The following is a 16,634-nucleotide window of genomic DNA, read 5'->3' on the forward strand; positions in this document are numbered from 1 at the left end:
ACTCAAGCCTCCGATCCTGCGGCAGGAATAAATCCTTTTTTAATATCTTGCCAGACGGCCAGGGAAGCCGCATCGAAAGATCCTGCCCGGCTGAAGGTCAACGTCATCAGATGCGTAGCGGTTCTGGCGACCAGCAGCTTTTGCACGACCGCCACACCCTGGTTTTCAAAACGCATCGCCACTTCCTGCGCAGGCAGGCCGCCGAAAAGCGCCTCCTGCACTTTTTCAGCCGCGAATTTTTTCATATCGCGTTTCACTTTTTCCAACTGCTGTTGCAGATAGCGCGCTTCTTCGCCTTCCTGCACATCCCACGCTCGGGTCACGACCAGCGTGGCGCGTGCTTTGGGCAGTTTCAGTAAGGTGATGCTTTGTTCCTGGACCGCTTCAGGTAACGTCAGCGTGCCTTCGGATAAAATGTAATTCATGAATTGCTTCCTTTTTTATCGAAGGCCTGAAGAACCTCATAGCCGATAGTCATCGGTGTTGGATCGGGCGTGATGCCCGGCGTTGGCGTGCTGATATTCAGATCCAGCGTGCCGCCGGTATTGATTTGTCCGTTGCCGGTGGCGTTGATTTGGAACTGAATGCATTGCAACGAAATGGTGCCGTTGGGATCGAGCGTCAGCACGCTCTCCCCCGAAACAAAGCTGATGCCTTGTCCGGCGGCAATTTGCAAGCCATCCTGCGCCCAAAGCTCGTAATCTCCTCCCACCAGTTCATTACGTGATTTCTGTGTTTTCTGCACGTAAGCGCCGCTTACCGTGCTGGTAAAATCTTTATTAACGGATACCGTCTGATTACCGCCTACCGTGTGGGTTTCATCGTTTTTGATATTGGTATCCATATTCTTCTGCGCCTGGATCCACACCTGTTCCTCGCCCGCCTTGTCTTCAAAGCGCAGCGCGTTGGCGTTGTCCGGCGTGCCGTCCTTCGAGCGGCTTAAAAAGCCCATCTGCGTTGCCGCGCCGGGCAGCGCCCACGGCGGCATGCTCGCCTCGTTGTACACGCGGCCCGTCACGATCGGCCTGTCCGGATCGCCGTTGATAAAGTCGATCACCACCTCGTCGTTGACGCGCGGGATCTGCACGCCGCCGAATCCCTGGCCCGCCCAGGCGCTCGACACGCGCACCCAGCACGAGCTGGTGTCGTCCCCCTTCGCCAGACGGTCCCAGTGGAACTTCACCTTGATGCGCCCGTACTTATCCGTCCAGATGGATTCGCCCTTCGGCCCCACCACCTTCGCCGTCTGCGGCCCGTGCGTGCGCGGCCACGGCGTTTCCGGCGCCGCACGGAACGTCACCGCCGACGGGATAACCCCGATGGCGATATTGTGCTTCGTGCCGCCCTCGCCCCCGCTGGCGTAGCGGTTCTCCTCGAAGTCGTAGTACGCGCTTACCGTCAGGTACTCGCCGTTGTCGCTGAAGAACGGCGCGTTCAGCAGCGTGAAGGTGTTCCCCGGCGCCAGCCCCAGCGCCGTGCCCACCGCGCTTATCTGCTGGTGCTCCACCTGCCACACCTCCTGGCGGATTTTCGCGTAGTGCTCCCCGTGGTCGTGGTCCACGAAGTGCCCCGGCCAGTCGTACACGTCTATCTGCCCCGGCGCCGGCGACGCCGGGTTCTGCCGCGCCTGCAGCATCCACGCGTTCGGCTTGCGGAAGTCGTAGTCGTCTATGCTGTAGATGCCCGGCGTCACGCTGTCCTCCATCTCCCACACGCTGATGCCCTCGGCGGAGGTGCTGCCGCCCGACGGCGTCGCGTGGTACGGAATAACCCCGTAGCCCGGAAAAGGCTGGTGCTGCCGCGCGCTGTCCGCCAGCACCAGCGTGTGCCTGTCCGCCTCGTGGCGGAAGAAGTAGTAAATCCCCTCCAGCTCCATCAGCCGGCTGATAAAGTCAAAGCTGCTCTCCTGGTACTGCACGCAGTACTCCCACACCCGGTAGCTGCCCGTCAGCCGGTCCTCCACCGTCACGCCGTACTCGTCCAGCAGCGTTTTGATTATCTGCACCACCGTCTGCCCCTGGAAGATGCGCAGGTTGCGGTCGCGCTTCATCGGCCACAGGTCCGGCTCCATGCTCAGGCGGTACACCGCGTAGCGCGTGCCGTTCAGCTCCTGGCTGTAGACCCCGGCGCGGGTGATTTTGCCGTTCAGGTAGCGCGTGCCCATGCCCTGCGTGGGGATGCACACGGTAACCGGCTGGCCCAGCAGCGTTTTGCGGTCGAGGCGCGCGTCGGGGCTCAGCAGCTCCACGGTGAACTCAAAGGCGTCGGCGAGCTTCTCCCGGCCGCTGAGCTTCCAGAACAGCAGGCCCTCAACCGGCAGGATGACGGTGATACGATCAAACATAGTAATTTCCCGGACTGGCAGGCCCGGCGGGACGCCGGGCGGATAAGATTTAGTAGGGTCAGACGGAGTGTGTTTTTAAGAGCAGGGTTATCGTATTGGTGTCTAAAAGACAGACATCAACTTAATGAGCCGAGATCTGCATGGTAGAGAAAATAATTTCCAGGCATCGCTTATTTTCTTCAAAATGATAGTCTTTTACGTTACGATGCCTGCCAACTAATTCTATATATGCCCATACGTTATTTTTATTGAAAACGTATGCCTGATAAAAAGCGCGCATATGGTCATCTCTGCTGGTGATCTCACCCGTGCACGTGAATAAATCAATATTCAGATTGCTGTTAAAATCATTTTGGATGGGCTCCAGCTCGTTTGCTACCAGTGTTATTCCATTATCCTGTTGATGAAAACGCTCGGCACATTTATCAAAAATTTCTTCTGCCGAGTGAACCACAGTGTCAGGATAAAAGTATAAATTTATCGCACCATAATTAATATTTTCGATAGTATGCTCTATGAGCATTCTGTTTTCTGAAATAACTTTAGCTTTCCAGGATAACGGTACTTTAAACGAACTTCCTGCTCCCAGATTAACGGTAGTTAATAATTCAGCCAGCGCCAGATTGCTACGATTTAAGAGATCCCAGTTAACCACGACAAAAAAGATATCATCAGCCAGCGCAGCATAATCTCGTGAAGCGCAGGAAGCTTTCAAAAGGAAGTAATTCCCGCCGCCTTCCGCAGGATTGTAATCTTTTTGTATGGTATAGCGCGAGATGACTTCATCACCAGAGGCATGAACTTTGACTGTTAACACATCTGCAAACTTGCCGCTACCGTTGGGATTATTAATTATACGCTGGTGCAGGATCTTTTCACCCATAATGGACAGCTTTTTGAACAGCCAGTCAGATGCGTTCATTTCCCACTCGCATCGCTCATAAGCTGCCCAAACCTCAAGATAAGGCGTATCATCGGATGTAATATAACGACCAATATTCACCAACCCTACTTCCGGGAAGTCCACCGGTTTGATTTCAGCAGGTTTCAGGCTTTGCGGTAAAGCTACCCAATAGTGCAGCATCTTCTCACTGGAAGAGGTGTAAAGACACTTCCAGTAACGCTGCTGCATTTCCTCTTTAGTAAAAGGAGAGGCAAGCGGAAAGTCGTAGCTGATGTAATTGCTCATAACCCCCTCCTTTTTATCTACCTAACCAAATCCCATAAAGCATCAATGCAGATGCTGCGGAAACTAAACACTTTACGAAAAGAAGAAGTGACGGAGAAACACTTTTCGAAAAAGATGATAATTTTTCATAGTTCTGTGTATTATATTCCTTATGAAACCCCATGATATTTGAAAAGATGGAACAAAGTGCTACTATCAAGAATTTACTGCCAAGTACCGCGATACATGCTCCGCCTAAAGAGGCAGTGAGTTTTTTTGCGTCAGACATGGGCATAAAGTGCCATGAAGTTATCATGTTATACATTAGCCTGCCAAACAGAGCAGTTCCAATTAATACACCAATTACTTTAGCTGCAAACAAAAACCAATCTTTTTTAGAAAAACTGTCTTTTCCATTCCACACATACCATAGAGAAATAGCTAAAAATATAAGAAAACCTAACCAAGACATACTTAACCCACCGATTTAAAAGTCAATCACCTATTAGCACTGTATTACAACCAGTACTAATTACCCCATCGCCATTTTTCTCCGGTATATTTTTCTCATCGCCTTCTTTAAAGCCCCAACTTATTATCTTTTTAAAAGAAAGTTTAAAATCCACATCAACTTTCACGCCCACAGTTAAAGCTAATTCACCTGAAGCTTTAACATTCACCGAATAGTCTGTCTCATCCCAATATCCGGTTACTCCAGCAGAGGCACCAACGGCCCCTGCACTCCCACCAACTTTACCACCCGTTACCAAAATACCATATAAATCAACATTCCCTGTCAGCTCTCCTTTTACTGCTGCAGCCTCGGCGCCCACCTCACCAGAAAAACCATAACGTCCTTTATCACCCGTATAAAATTCGCTGATGGCCTTGGCCTCGGCAGTGCCTAATGTGACATCCCCCGTAGCACCTAAATATAGCGTTCCCTGATTTCCTAACGCGCCTGTTGCACCATACTGCGCGCCAGTCGCCGTCGCTACCGTATTAAACCCTGATAAATCAGTCGAATATCCGTAATCCGTGCTATTGACGTTTACCACGCCTATTTTATTTCTCAACTCTCCTTTCAGAACATCCGTGCTCTGCATATTGCCAAGCGTTAAATCTTCTAATGCCACGCCCATTGAAGCCGTGTCATAGTGTCCATCTTCCGTTTTATCTTCTTCGTTATTCCAGATGCTTAATATACGACCATCATAATGATCGCCATGTATTTTACCGTCTTCACCGGCCTTTTTAGCCAGCGAGCCGCCCCAGTATTGCGGAGCCGCAGGTTTAGGTTTTGCAGGAGCTGATGCGCCGCCAGCGTTACACTGGGTTTTATCGCCCTGGCGGGCGAGCGATACGCCGTTAACCAGCACGCTGCCGGAACCACCGACAATAATGCCGCTGCCGTGCTGCGTACAGGAAAACGAATCACCTTTACGGGCAGCAGGAAATCCTCCAATGATAACGTCAGGACTCCCGCACTGAATTGGGCCATCGTGAGCGGCTTTATCGATGGATGCTCTGGCCGCAGGCATACCCATACTTATTTTTCCTCAGCCATTAACTGTTAATTTTAACCATCGCGCCTTTGATATCAGCCACGTTCGTTCCGGTAATACTTACCGTGTCGTTCGCTTTCATCTCGGTATTTTTACCGTCGCCTACCGTGGTCAGTTCGTTGCCTTTAAACAGCGCCTGTAATTCGCTTTCGGCGTGAAGATCCCCTGATTTTACCTGAATTTCAATGGTGTCGGGCGAAATCAATATATAGTTGTCTTTCACCTTTAATTTAATGCTGGTATTGGCCTCAAGCAGCGCATTACCCTCTTTGTCCATGGTCAGCACAGTTTCATCCTTGCCGACATTAACGACGTGTTTTTCACCCGTTTCCGTCAGATGATTGCGCTTTATCGTGACTTTTTCGTCACGGCCAATCGCTTTCAGACGATCGACGCCCACGTGGTGCGTTTCACAGCTCTCGACTTCCGTATCCATGTTTTTTTCCGCATGGATCCAAATCTGTTCGTGACCGGCTTTGTCCTCAAAGCGCAGCGCGTTGGCGGTATCTTTATGTCCATCCTTACTACGGCTATAAAATCCCATCTGGGTTGCGGCCGCCGGTAATCCCCATGGTGGCATGTTCCCTTCGTTATAGACGCGGCCCGTTACCATTGGTCGATCGGGATCGCCGTTGATGAAGTCGATCACCACTTCATCACCTACGCGAGGTATCTGGATACTTCCATACCCCTGGCCCGCCCAGGCGCTCGACACGCGCACCCAGCACGAGCTGGTGTCGTCCCCCTTCGCCAGACGGTCCCAGTGGAACTTCACCTTGATGCGCCCGTACTTATCCGTCCAGATGGATTCGCCCTTCGGCCCCACCACCTTCGCCGTCTGCGGCCCGTGCGTGCGCGGCCACGGCGTTTCCGGCGCCGCACGGAACGTCACCGCCGACGGGATAACCCCGATGGCGATATTGTGCTTCGTGCCGCCCTCGCCCCCGCTGGCGTAGCGGTTCTCCTCGAAGTCGTAGTACGCGCTTACCGTCAGGTACTCGCCGTTGTCGCTGAAGAACGGCGCGTTCAGCAGCGTGAAGGTGTTCCCCGGCGCCAGCCCCAGCGCCGTGCCCACCGCGCTTATCTGCTGGTGCTCCACCTGCCACACCTCCTGGCGGATTTTCGCGTAGTGCTCCCCGTGGTCGTGGTCCACGAAGTGCCCCGGCCAGTCGTACACGTCTATCTGCCCCGGCGCCGGCGACGCCGGGTTCTGCCGCGCCTGCAGCATCCACGCGTTCGGCTTGCGGAAGTCGTAGTCGTCTATGCTGTAGATGCCCGGCGTCACGCTGTCCTCCATCTCCCACACGCTGATGCCCTCGGCGGAGGTGCTGCCGCCCGACGGCGTCGCGTGGTACGGAATAACCCCGTAGCCCGGAAAAGGCTGGTGCTGCCGCGCGCTGTCCGCCAGCACCAGCGTGTGCCTGTCCGCCTCGTGGCGGAAGAAGTAGTAAATCCCCTCCAGCTCCATCAGCCGGCTGATAAAGTCAAAGCTGCTCTCCTGGTACTGCACGCAGTACTCCCACACCCGGTAGCTGCCCGTCAGCCGGTCCTCCACCGTCACGCCGTACTCGTCCAGCAGCGTTTTGATTATCTGCACCACCGTCTGCCCCTGGAAGATGCGCAGGTTGCGGTCGCGCTTCATCGGCCACAGGTCCGGCTCCATGCTCAGGCGGTACACCGCGTAGCGCGTGCCGTTCAGCTCCTGGCTGTAGACCCCGGCGCGGGTGATTTTGCCGTTCAGGTAGCGCGTGCCCATGCCCTGCGTGGGGATGCACACGGTAACCGGCTGGCCCAGCAGCGTTTTGCGGTCGAGGCGCGCGTCGGGGCTCAGCAGCTCTACGGTGAACTCAAAGGCGTCGGCGAGCTTCTCCCGGCCGCTGAGCTTCCAGAACAGCAGGCCCTCGACCGGCAGGATGACGGTGATACGATCAAACATAGTAATTTCCCGGACTGGCAGGCCCGGCTGGACGCCGGGCGGATAAGGAATGGACAGGAACTGAGCGGCGCGCGCGGCCTCAGCTTTGCGGGTTCAGCAGCCATACGCCTTCGCGATCGACGGTAATGCGCTGATCGCGGGTCTGGCCGCTGTTGCTGATGCTGAAGCGGTAATCGCCCGGCGGCAGCTGCAGCATAGCGAAGCCGTTCGGCGACGGCACCAGCGCCTGCGGATTGCCGTTCATCGCTACTTTATCGCCCGGCAGCAGCTTGATATAGACCTGGGCGACAGGCTCCGGCGGTGGCGCAGGTTCGGCGGCCTTCGCCGTTTCCGCTGGCGGCTGAGAGGCCGTTGGCGTTACTGCTGGCACAGAAGTCACCTCAGGCGCAGAAGTTGCCGCTGGCGCATTCGTGGCGGCCGTCTGCGGCGCATCGTCGCTGCCGCCGCCCGCCATCAGCGCGCCCACGCCAATCCCCACCAGCACGCCTGCGGCAATCAGGCCAGGCACCATAAAGCGCTTCAGCCCGGCGGCTTTTGGCGCAGCCTGCTCTTCTTCTACCGGCACCAGCATGGTGCCAGGCCCGCTGACCTTCACCTCAACGATTTCACTGATATCGCTGGCGGAAAGCGCCATCAGCGCCGCCAGCTCGTCTATGGTCTGCGGCCGATCTTCCGGTTGCAGCGCCAGCGCGCGGTCAATCGCGTGCAGCAGCGGCAGCGAGTAGCCGGCGGGCTTCTGCTGCACCAGCGGCTTATAGTTATCCTCGATGCTGCGCACCACGCTGACCGGCGGCGGCGAGCCAACAATCAGCGTATGCAGCACTGCGCCTAGCGCATAGATATCGGTCCAGGTGCCCTGCTCGCTCTCGTTGTCGTCGCTGTACTGCTCAATCGGCGCAAAGCCCGGCTTGAGCATGGTTTCGGTTTCATCAGAAAGGTTGCCGATAGCCTTGCGGGCGGAACCGAAGTCCAGCAGCACCGGCACGCCGTTTTCCTGGATCTGGATATTATCCAGCGAGATATCGCGATGCAGATAGCCTTCGCGGTGGATAGTATTGATAGCGCCGAACAGCGGCGGCAGCAGGCAGCGGATCCAGGCTTCGCTAATCATCTCCGGGCGGCGGCTGTGCAGCTGCGACAGCGTGGTGCCGGTATAGAACGCCGTGCCCATATAGGCGGTATCGTTCTGCACCCAAAAGCGCAGCACGTGCAGCAAATTCGGATGATTAAAGCGGGCCAGCAGGCGCGCCTCCTGAATAAAGCTGTTCAGCCCGGCGTGAAACGTTTTGCTGAAGCGCTCGCTGCGCAGTACCAACGTCAGATCGTCGCTGCGCACCGCCAGCGAGGCGGGCATAAACTCTTTGATGGCGATGGTGCGTTCAAGCTGATGATCCCAGGCGCGATAGACGATACCGAAGCCGCCGCCGCCGATGACCTCTTTAATTTCAAACTCGTTAAAGCGGTAGCCCACCGGCAGAGCGCCAGGAATGGCTCGCGGAATATCTTGTTCTGACATATTGGACAACTCTCTTAATTGCGGCTTACGCCTCAAACTGACACTGGAACTCGCCGTCGTGCAGGGTTACCCGCAGGCGCTGGTACTGCTCTTCACGCCGGTGTGCGTCCAGCAGCAGCTGGCTCATCTGCGGCAGCAGCGTGTTGGTAAGGATGGCATCGACCATACGGCCGCCGGATTCTACCTCGGTGCAGCGCTGAACGATGCGTGCAATCACGCTGTCATCCACCTCGGAGACGATGCCGTGGTTCTGCGCCAGACGCTGCTGGATGCGCTTTAGCTGTAGCCGCACAATGCTGGCGAGCATGTCGTCGCTCAGCGGATAATAAGGCACCACCAGCAGACGGCCCAGCAAAGCCGGCGGGAAAACCTCCAGCAGCGGCCCGCGCAGCGCGCCCGCCAGCGCGTCCGGTTCCGGCATCAGTTCCGGATCGGCGCACATGGCGCTGATAAGCTGCGTGCCGACGTTGGAAGTCAGAATAATCAGCGTGTTGCGGAAGTCGATATGACGCCCTTCGCCATCTTCCATCCAGCCTTTATCAAAGACCTGGAAGAAAATTTCATGCACGTCGGGATGCGCCTTCTCGATTTCGTCCAGCAGCACCACGCTGTAAGGACGACGGCGCACGGCCTCGGTCAGCACGCCGCCTTCGCCATAGCCGACATAGCCCGGCGGCGCGCCTTTCAGCGTAGAAACGGTGTGCGCTTCCTGAAACTCGCTCATATTGATGGTGATAATGTTCTGCTCGCCGCCGTAGAGCGTTTCGGCCAGCGCCAGCGCGGTTTCGGTTTTGCCGACGCCGGACGGGCCGCAAAGCATAAAGACGCCGACCGGCTTATTCGGGTCGTCCAGCCGCGCGCGGGAGGTGCGCACGCGTTTGGCGATCAGATCCAGGCCATGGCGCTGACCAATCACGCGCTCGTTCAGCGTGTCGGCCAGCTTCAGCACCGCGTCGATTTCGTTTTTCATCATGCGGCCCAGCGGGATGCCGGTCCAGTCGGCAACTACAGCGGCGACCACGTTGGCATCGACGGCGGCAAACAACAGCGGCGCTTCGCCCTGTAGCGTTTTCAGCTGCTGCTGCTGCTCTGCGAGCTGCTGCTGAAGGGCGGTGACATCTTCCGCATCATCCTTATGCAGCCGCTCGCGCAGCGCGATAATGGCGTCCACCAGCCCGCGTTCGCTCTGCCAGCGTGCCGTCAGTTCATCGCGCTGGCGGCCTAGCGCAGCCAGCTGCTCGCTGATTTTTGCCGCCCGGGACGCATCGCCAATCGCCACTTTCGCCTCGCGCTCCGCTATCTCTTTTTCAATCGAAAGCGCGTGGATGCGGTGCAGGCAGTCTTCCAGCTGCGGCGGCTGCGCGCTCTGGCTGACGGCGACGCGGGCGCAGGCGGTATCCAGCAGCGCCACGGCTTTGTCGGGCAGCTGGCGTGCCGGAATATAGCGATGCGAAAGCTTCACCGCCGCCGCCACGGCCTCATCCAGCAGCAGGACGCGATGGTGCTTCTCCAGCGTGGTGACGGTGCTGCGCAGCATCAGCAGCGCTTTCTCTTCGTCCGGCTCCTGCACCTGCACGGTCTGGAAACGCCGGGTCAGCGCCGGATCTTTCTCGATATATTTTTTGTATTCCGCCCAGGTGGTCGCGCCGATAGTGCGCAGCTGGCCGCGAGCCAGCGCGGGTTTTAACAGGTTGGCGGCATCGCCCGTGCCCTGCTGGCCGCCCGCGCCGATCAGCGTGTGGATCTCGTCGATAAACAGGATGATCGGCGTCGGGCTGGACTGCACTTCATTGATCAGCGCCTGAAGCCGCGCCTCAAATTCGCCTTTCATGCCCGCGCCGGCCTGCAACATACCGATATCCAGCAGCCACAGCTGCACGTTGCGTAGCGGCTCCGGCACGTCGTCTGCCGCCATGCGCAGCGCCAGGCCTTCCACCACCGCCGTTTTGCCGACGCCCGCTTCGCCGGTCAGCAGCGGGTTGTTCTGGCGGCGACGCATCAGGATATCCACCATCTGGCGGATCTCTTCATCGCGTCCGGCGATCGGATCGATCTTGCCTTCGCGCGCGCGCGCCGTCAGATCCTGCGCGTACTGTGCCAGCGTGCTTTTTTGCTGCGGCACGGCACCCTCCTGGACGGGCGCGGCGGTGATGCTGCTCTCCTTGCTGTTGGCGAACACGCTGTCGAACTGCTCCAGCAGCGTATCGGCGCTGATACGGCCAAACTGCGGCGAAATGCTTTTCAGCACGTTGGCCAGATTGAACGTTTTCAGCAGGCCAATCAGCAGATGGCCGCCACGGATCTGCTGCACGCCGAACTTCAGCGAGCCGTACACCCAGGCGCGCTCAACCGCGCTGTCGATATGTTCGGACAGATCCGACACCGCGCTGGCGCCGCGAGGCAGACGATCCAGCGCCCCGACGATATCGCGCGTCAGCGCCTCTTCATCCAGTGAAAAATAGCGGATCGCCTGTTGCAGATCGCCTTCCTGCTGCTGCATCAGCTGATGCAGCCAGTGCACCAGCTCCACATAGGGATTGCCGCGCAGCTTGCAGAAGGCGGTGGCGCTTTCCAGCGAGGTAAATAACAGCGTGTCCAGTTTGCCGAACAGTACGGCGCGGCTGATTTCTGACATGGTTGTTCTCGGTAAGTAGATGACGGTTAAAACAGGGAGCCGTAAAGAACAAGCCCGATAAGCGAGCGGCCCGGTTCGGCAAGGCGGCCGGAAAAAGTGACTTTCTCTGTCGAGGTCGTGCGGGTTTTAACAAAACGTTATCTGGCAGCGACCTGCTCCGCCGGTTCCGGGCTGAAGGTCAGATCGCGCAGCGGCTCGCCGCTTTTTAAATGGCCGAGCCAGCTGTTAAAGCCGAGCCGGGTTGCGTCGCCGGGCCGGATCCCTTTGGCCTCTTCCGCCGCCAGGATCAGCTTCAGCTCCCAGATATATTCAATGCCCAGGTATTGCCGTACCCAGTCGCGCAGCGCAAGAGTCCAGGCCTCGCCCGGCAGAAAGCGGTTATAGGTTTCCAGCGGCATCGGCCCCAGCTCGATGCGGAACTTATGCTGCACGTCACGCACCGCCACGCCCAGAAACATCGATTCGCCCAGCTTCGGCGCGTGGCGGCCCGCGCCCAGCTTCGCCCGCTCGCGGCTGTCGATCGGCAGCCAGTGCGGCACGTTTCCCACCAGCCTGACCGGCACCTTAAAATAGTGGCTGAGGATCTTTTGCAGGCCTTCGACGTCGCGCGCGTGGCGGGTTAAATGCCCGGCCACCGCAAAGCGCGCGTGATCGCTCAGGCTGCCTTTTGCCAGCTGGCCCGGCTGGCCCATGCCGATCAGGCTCGCCAGATAACGATCGAAGCGCTGATTGTCTTCCCGATCCAGCGATACCGTTGGCTGCGCGTCGGCCCAGGCGCGGTAAAACAGCAGCGTCAGCCGATGGTGAAACAGGTCGGCAAAGGCCGACATACTGCGATCCTGATGATGAATAATGCGCTCGCGGGCGTACTCCGTCAGGTGCGTCGGCAGCGGGCCGTTCGGGCCAAACAGGCCGAAGCTTAAAATTGAGATGTCGTGCAGCGAGCTGTTGTCGCGCGGGCCGGCCTTTGACAGCGTGGCGGGCGCGAAGGCCAGCGACGGCTCCTGACCGATGCGCAACGGCTCATGGCGCGGCAGCGGCGCGCGGCCCAGCGGATAGCGCTCGCCGCCCTGTGCGTCCAGCCTGCGCAGCAGCTGAAACAGGTCGTAGCGCCACGGTGCCTGCGTCACGCCCGACCAGAACGCCTCCGGCAGCCGCTGCGTTTTGCGAATGCGCAGCACGTTCATATCAGCGCCCTTTTGCCCATGCGCGCGGGCCAGTAGCCGACCTCGCCGCGCTGCTGGCTGGTCAGCGTCAGCTCGGTAAAGCTGTTGATGGCGACCAGCCTGGCGAAGACCTGCTCCAGCACGCTGCCCAGCAGCCACGGGCTGGCGCCGGAAAACGCCTGCTCGTCGACGCTCAGCTCAATGCCGATGCCGCGCGCGAACACGATCGGGCCGGGTTCCGGCACCCGACGGCTGACCGGTTTGAGCCGACAGTGGCGAATGCCTTCAATCTGCCGGGCCACCGGCGCTTCCGCCAGATTGGCATACAGCCCCAGCAGCTGGCGCAGCGCCGTGGCGCCCTGGCCGTCGTCGCTGTCCATCAGGCTTAAATAATTCAGCTGCAAATGGCTGATCAGCCGCCAGGTCGCCATGCCTTCCGCCAGCGCCGGACGCGGCGGCGTTGGGCCTTTGCGCAGCGTCAGCTGGCTGACCGGCACCGAGTCCGCCATCATAAAGTTGCCCTGATCCTGCGCCAGCAGCATCAGCGGCAGATCGCGACTGGTGCACAAAACTTCTGCCGTCAGATGGGTCAGATCGTCGCGCCACGGCGACTGGCGCTCATCCACCAGCGAAAGAAAGACTTCGGATCCGATATAGCCGGTGCGCGTACCGTAACGCTGCGCGCGTTCAGACAGCGTGCGCTGCTCGCGGCGCAGCGAAAAATAAGCGCCGTAGTCGCCTTCGTCACGGCTGAAGGTGCTCCAGAAAGGCCGGAACACCTGCTCGCCCTGCTGCCTGTCGCCCGTGGCGTACAGCTTCTGCACCGAGTAAATCTCGTAGTCGAGCGGGCGAATGTTATCGACCACCAGATGATATTCATGCACGCCTTCGCTGATTTTCTGCCGCTCCGCCGCTTTCGGGAACAGGTTGATAACCGGCGTACAGTGCAGCGCCAGATGGCTTTTGTCGATCGTCCGCTCCAGCGCCGCGTCAGCCTTGTCCAGCAGCAGGACGATCTCAAAGGCTTTTACCTCTGGCCCACAGCGTGAAGGCAGCTCGCCCAGGCCGCTGATGCTGACAAACTGGAAGCGCGCAGGGAAAGCGAAATATTCCTGAAGCAGCCTGTAACCGTCAAAGTTGCGCAGATCTTCCGGCAGCAGCGCCTGGTTAGCCGCAAAGCCCTCCTGCTTCAGCGCGTCGTCGCCCAGCACGACCCGCTGCGGCTGCGGCTCCACCGTCTGGCAAAAGCTGCCGACCGTGTGCTGCATCATCAGCTCCAGCAGCTGCTGCGCCTGAATGTCCGGGCCGCTGAGAAAAAACATCAGATCTTTCAGGGTCAGATGGCTCAGCGCCACTTCGCTAAAGCACTCCAGGCGGATACGCAGCGCGCTGACCGCACCGCGCTGGCTCAGCCCCATGCTGCCAAGCGGGATATCCGCCGGCACGCCGCCCAGCTCCACGTGAGCGATGCGCAGCGGTTGCAGCATCACGTCGTGCGCCGTGGCGTAGCTACAGGTGACGCCGCTTTTTTTCAGCATCTGGCTGTCCATCATGGTGCCGCGCGGCACCATGAAACCGCCGCTGATATCCCCTTTTTTACCGTCGGGATGCAGTTCAGCAATCGCCATTGAAGGCACGGGCGAAAGATAGTTGGGCGCGATCATCTCCAGCATCCGCTGCGAAAAGCGCGGGAACTCGGCGTCCATTTTCAGCTGCACGCGCGAGGTCAGAAAGGCGAAGCCCTCCATCAACCGCTCGACATAGGGATCGGCCACGTCAATGCCGCTCATGCCCAGCCGTCCGGCGACTTTGGGATAGCGTTCGGCGAACTCCGCCCCCATTTCGCGCAGGTACGCCAGTTCACGGTTGTAATAATCGAGCAGTTTGCTGTCCATAATTACCCTACGTCTTTCAGTTCAAAATGGCCGTTTTCTAAATCCAGATCGGTGCGGAACAGAAACTCCAGCGGATAAGGCACGCACCAGAGCCGCCCTTTGATTTCAATCGACAGCATGTTGTGCAGGCTGAGCGAGCTGGTGTCTGATATGCAGCGCACCTGAAGCCCCGCCGGCAGAATGCGCGGCTCAAAGTACAAAATAGAGTTGGTGATTTTGCGCTGGATGTCGGCCAGTTCGATATCGGACATACGCTGTCCGGCCAGCGGCGCAACGCCAAAGTTATAAGCGGAGCGCTGCACGTGCGGAAACGGCGAAAGATCCTGCTGCGCTTCGTTGTTGATGCTGTTGAACAGCCACTGCAAATCACGCAGAACGTTGCGCTTCAGCGTGGCGTGCGAAATCACGCGGCTGCCGGGGGCTTCCTGCGGCTTATCCGGCGCGTTGTCGGTCAGCCTGTCCAGCAGCGACGGCTGCATTTTATCGCGCGCCGTCATCGTCTCCCTGCCGCGCTGGCGAAAACCGCCGTGCAGCAAATCGCGACCGTCACTCATCGTCGGCTTCCGCTGCAAAGACAATATGCGCCAGGCTCAGCAGCGGAAAATCCTGCTCTTCGCTCAGCCAGGTTTTCTGACCGTGGCCGATAAACTGCTGGTCGTCCAGCGGCGTCCACTCGGTGACGGCGGCCAGCCGCAGGTTGTCTTCGGCCGTATCGGCAAACGGATAGCGCACCGGCAGCTGGCAAACCTGTTCGCTGCCGTCGATTAGCGTGACGGCCGTGTGCCGCCAGACCAGATCGGTGACGCTCGCCGGCGGCTGAAAACGCATTTCGCGCACGGCGGCGAACGGCAGCCAGGTGTAATGGCCGTTAACGATCAGCTCACAAATCGGGCCGAGACGCCCGTCGCCGTCGATCAGCCATGCCACGGTCTGCGTCTGCTCGTCCTGCATGGTGACACGGGCCGGGTTGGCCTGCGCCGCCGCAAAAGCCGCCGCGCGTAACTCATCGGCCTCTTCGGCATGCTCTTTACGCAGCGCCTTCAGTAACGCTTCCGCCCAGGCGAACGCCTCGCCGGGCATTCTCGGCATCGCCAGGCCTTCAAAGACCGCCGCTCGCTGGATTTCTGCCGTAATGGCCTGCTCCAGCAGCGTAACCGTGGGCTTTGCCTGCGGCTTTAAAGCCAGCCAGGATTTCAGCTGGGTTTTGGCGCGCGGCCAGTGGCCCGCCAGACAGAGCAGCTGTACGAAGGCGGCGCGCAGGTCGGCATCTGCCGGGCGGCTTTTGATATCGCTTTCGACGCGCGCCAGGGTTTCCAACAGCGTGGCGCCGGACATCAGTTGAGTCAGAGATTTCATAGCTTTCCTCGGGCACAGGGGTCAGTTAAGCGTCCGGTAAGCACCGGCGGCCGGATCTTTCAGCTGCGGATGGATTTCATCCACCAGCTTGACGATCACCGCGCCGTCGGCCAGATAGGGCGACCAGACCTTACGGACTTCGTCCAGGCGCGCCTTCAGGATACTTGCATCGCTGGCTTCCTGCTGGCTTATCGCCACCACCACGGTGCCGTCAGCCTGCCAGCCGTTCAGCGCGGGCGCGTAAGGCACGATCATCCAGCTCTGCGGCGAACGCTCGTCGCTCAGCACCATACGCTCGTTGTTGACGGTGGTGATCTGCGTATCGCGACCAATCGCTTTGCCGTTCAGCCCGGAAACCGGGAAACCCTGCACGAAGCTGACCTGACGGCTTTTGGCGCCGCCTTTGCCCAGCTGCGTTAGCTGGCTGTCGCCGCTGAGCCAGCCGTCGCTGCCGCAGGTCACGCCGCCTTTCGCAGGCACAAACAGCGCGCTGGCCTGGCTGGCGTTATTCCACCAGGTGCGGAAGTGGCAGCCGTCCAGCAGACTGAACTGGATCCACGGCGTGGTATCCGCCGGCGGCGATAGATCTTCTGCCTTAACCGGCGCGGCGGCTGGCGCGGTTTCTGTCGGTGCGGCCTGAACCGGCACGGTGGGTGTTGCCGCCTGTACCGGCGTGGCCGCTGGCGTTTGTGCCTCCATTTTGCTTTGCCAGCCCTGCGCTTTAGCGGCGCTGCCGTGCGCCAGCGCTTTGCCGTTGCTGTCGGTCAGCTGCCATTGAAACGTGGCTATTTTCGCGCAGCTGTGCGACATCAGGCCCGCGACCTGCGGCAGCAGCTCGTTTACCTTCGCCGGATCTTTATCACCGTTGGCCACGATGCGCAGCGCAACATCGCGCTTGCACCAGCTGGCAGGCTTCTGATCTTTAACGTTATCGAGCCAGACATCCATTTGCAGCGATTTAGCGGTGACGACGCGGTAATCCTGTGCCCAGGCACCGGATGCAATCAGCAGGGTGACACCCGTTAGCCAATATTTCATGTGGGTTAAAGCCTT

The 16,634-nt window shown here is 58.9% G+C and carries 13 protein-coding genes; all 13 read right to left on the reverse strand.

Annotation, left to right across the window (positions count from 1 at the left end):
• Positions 1–2: 2 nt before the first annotated feature.
• Positions 3–425 (reverse strand): DcrB-related protein, encoded by a 423-nt coding sequence (locus tag AB3U87_RS06430; RefSeq protein WP_301253541.1) that lies wholly within the window; start codon positions 423–425, stop codon positions 3–5.
• Positions 422–2,344, reverse strand: a complete 1,923-nt coding sequence (locus AB3U87_RS06435) for a type VI secretion system Vgr family protein (RefSeq protein WP_369895238.1) — start codon at positions 2,342–2,344, stop codon at positions 422–424. The genes AB3U87_RS06430 and AB3U87_RS06435 overlap by 4 nt, the downstream gene beginning before the upstream one ends.
• A gap of 121 nt (positions 2,345–2,465) precedes the next feature.
• Entirely contained in the window at positions 2,466–3,533 is a 1,068-nt protein-coding gene (locus tag AB3U87_RS06440; protein WP_370734751.1) for a hypothetical protein, read from the reverse strand.
• 13 nt (positions 3,534–3,546) lie between these two features.
• Positions 3,547–3,984 (reverse strand): hypothetical protein, encoded by a 438-nt coding sequence (locus AB3U87_RS06445; protein WP_301253562.1) that lies wholly within the window; start codon positions 3,982–3,984, stop codon positions 3,547–3,549.
• A 22-nt stretch (positions 3,985–4,006) separates the two neighbouring features.
• Positions 4,007–5,059, reverse strand: a complete 1,053-nt coding sequence (locus AB3U87_RS06450) for a PAAR domain-containing protein (protein ID WP_370734752.1) — start codon at positions 5,057–5,059, stop codon at positions 4,007–4,009.
• 19 nt (positions 5,060–5,078) lie between these two features.
• Positions 5,079–7,013 (reverse strand): type VI secretion system Vgr family protein, encoded by a 1,935-nt coding sequence (locus AB3U87_RS06455; RefSeq protein WP_370734753.1) that lies wholly within the window; start codon positions 7,011–7,013, stop codon positions 5,079–5,081.
• A gap of 79 nt (positions 7,014–7,092) precedes the next feature.
• A complete protein-coding gene (locus tag AB3U87_RS06460) occupies positions 7,093–8,529 on the reverse strand; it encodes a serine/threonine protein kinase (RefSeq protein ID WP_394148713.1) in 1,437 nt (478 codons plus the stop codon).
• Positions 8,530–8,554: 25 nt separating this feature from the next.
• Positions 8,555–11,164, reverse strand: coding sequence for a type VI secretion system ATPase TssH (gene tssH / locus AB3U87_RS06465; protein ID WP_394148714.1), 2,610 nt, complete (start codon positions 11,162–11,164; stop codon positions 8,555–8,557).
• Positions 11,165–11,301: 137 nt separating this feature from the next.
• The gene (gene tssG / locus AB3U87_RS06470) at positions 11,302–12,351 is read right to left on the reverse strand and encodes a type VI secretion system baseplate subunit TssG (protein ID WP_301253415.1); all 1,050 of its coding nucleotides are present in this window, start codon (positions 12,349–12,351) and stop codon (positions 11,302–11,304) included.
• On the reverse strand, positions 12,348–14,225 hold the full coding sequence (tssF, locus tag AB3U87_RS06475) for a type VI secretion system baseplate subunit TssF (RefSeq protein ID WP_394148715.1): 1,878 nt from the start codon (positions 14,223–14,225) through the stop codon (positions 12,348–12,350). Before tssF ends, tssG begins: the two co-directional genes overlap by 4 nt.
• 2 nt (positions 14,226–14,227) lie before the next feature.
• On the reverse strand, positions 14,228–14,779 hold the full coding sequence (gene tssE / locus AB3U87_RS06480; protein ID WP_125290453.1) for a type VI secretion system baseplate subunit TssE: 552 nt from the start codon (positions 14,777–14,779) through the stop codon (positions 14,228–14,230).
• A complete protein-coding gene (locus AB3U87_RS06485; protein WP_253455488.1) occupies positions 14,772–15,581 on the reverse strand; it encodes a type VI secretion system accessory protein TagJ in 810 nt (269 codons plus the stop codon). Before AB3U87_RS06485 ends, tssE begins: the two co-directional genes overlap by 8 nt.
• A 21-nt stretch (positions 15,582–15,602) precedes the next feature.
• Positions 15,603–16,619: a hypothetical protein gene (locus tag AB3U87_RS06490; RefSeq protein WP_253455490.1), complete on the reverse strand. Its 1,017-nt coding sequence runs from the start codon at positions 16,617–16,619 to the stop codon at positions 15,603–15,605.
• Positions 16,620–16,634 lie beyond the last annotated feature (15 nt).

This window comes from Erwinia plantamica, from assembly GCF_043420595.1.
GTDB lineage: Bacteria > Pseudomonadota > Gammaproteobacteria > Enterobacterales > Enterobacteriaceae > Erwinia > Erwinia aeris.

What these genes read in the sequence shown, in the direction of transcription:
- AB3U87_RS06430 (WP_301253541.1), bottom strand. Translation starts at nt 425, where the DNA reads ATGAATTACATTTTATCCGAAGGCACGCTGACGTTACCTGAAGCGGTC.
- AB3U87_RS06435 (WP_369895238.1), bottom strand. Translation starts at nt 2,344, where the DNA reads ATGTTTGATCGTATCACCGTCATCCTGCCGGTTGAGGGCCTGCTGTTC.
- AB3U87_RS06440 (WP_370734751.1), bottom strand. Translation starts at nt 3,533, where the DNA reads ATGAGCAATTACATCAGCTACGACTTTCCGCTTGCCTCTCCTTTTACT.
- AB3U87_RS06445 (WP_301253562.1), bottom strand. Translation starts at nt 3,984, where the DNA reads ATGTCTTGGTTAGGTTTTCTTATATTTTTAGCTATTTCTCTATGGTAT.
- AB3U87_RS06450 (WP_370734752.1), bottom strand. Translation starts at nt 5,059, where the DNA reads ATGGGTATGCCTGCGGCCAGAGCATCCATCGATAAAGCCGCTCACGAT.
- AB3U87_RS06455 (WP_370734753.1), bottom strand. Translation starts at nt 7,013, where the DNA reads ATGTTTGATCGTATCACCGTCATCCTGCCGGTCGAGGGCCTGCTGTTC.
- AB3U87_RS06460 (WP_394148713.1), bottom strand. Translation starts at nt 8,529, where the DNA reads ATGTCAGAACAAGATATTCCGCGAGCCATTCCTGGCGCTCTGCCGGTG.
- tssH (WP_394148714.1), bottom strand. Translation starts at nt 11,164, where the DNA reads ATGTCAGAAATCAGCCGCGCCGTACTGTTCGGCAAACTGGACACGCTG.
- tssG (WP_301253415.1), bottom strand. Translation starts at nt 12,351, where the DNA reads ATGAACGTGCTGCGCATTCGCAAAACGCAGCGGCTGCCGGAGGCGTTC.
- tssF (WP_394148715.1), bottom strand. Translation starts at nt 14,225, where the DNA reads ATGGACAGCAAACTGCTCGATTATTACAACCGTGAACTGGCGTACCTG.
- tssE (WP_125290453.1), bottom strand. Translation starts at nt 14,779, where the DNA reads ATGAGTGACGGTCGCGATTTGCTGCACGGCGGTTTTCGCCAGCGCGGC.
- AB3U87_RS06485 (WP_253455488.1), bottom strand. Translation starts at nt 15,581, where the DNA reads ATGAAATCTCTGACTCAACTGATGTCCGGCGCCACGCTGTTGGAAACC.
- AB3U87_RS06490 (WP_253455490.1), bottom strand. Translation starts at nt 16,619, where the DNA reads ATGAAATATTGGCTAACGGGTGTCACCCTGCTGATTGCATCCGGTGCC.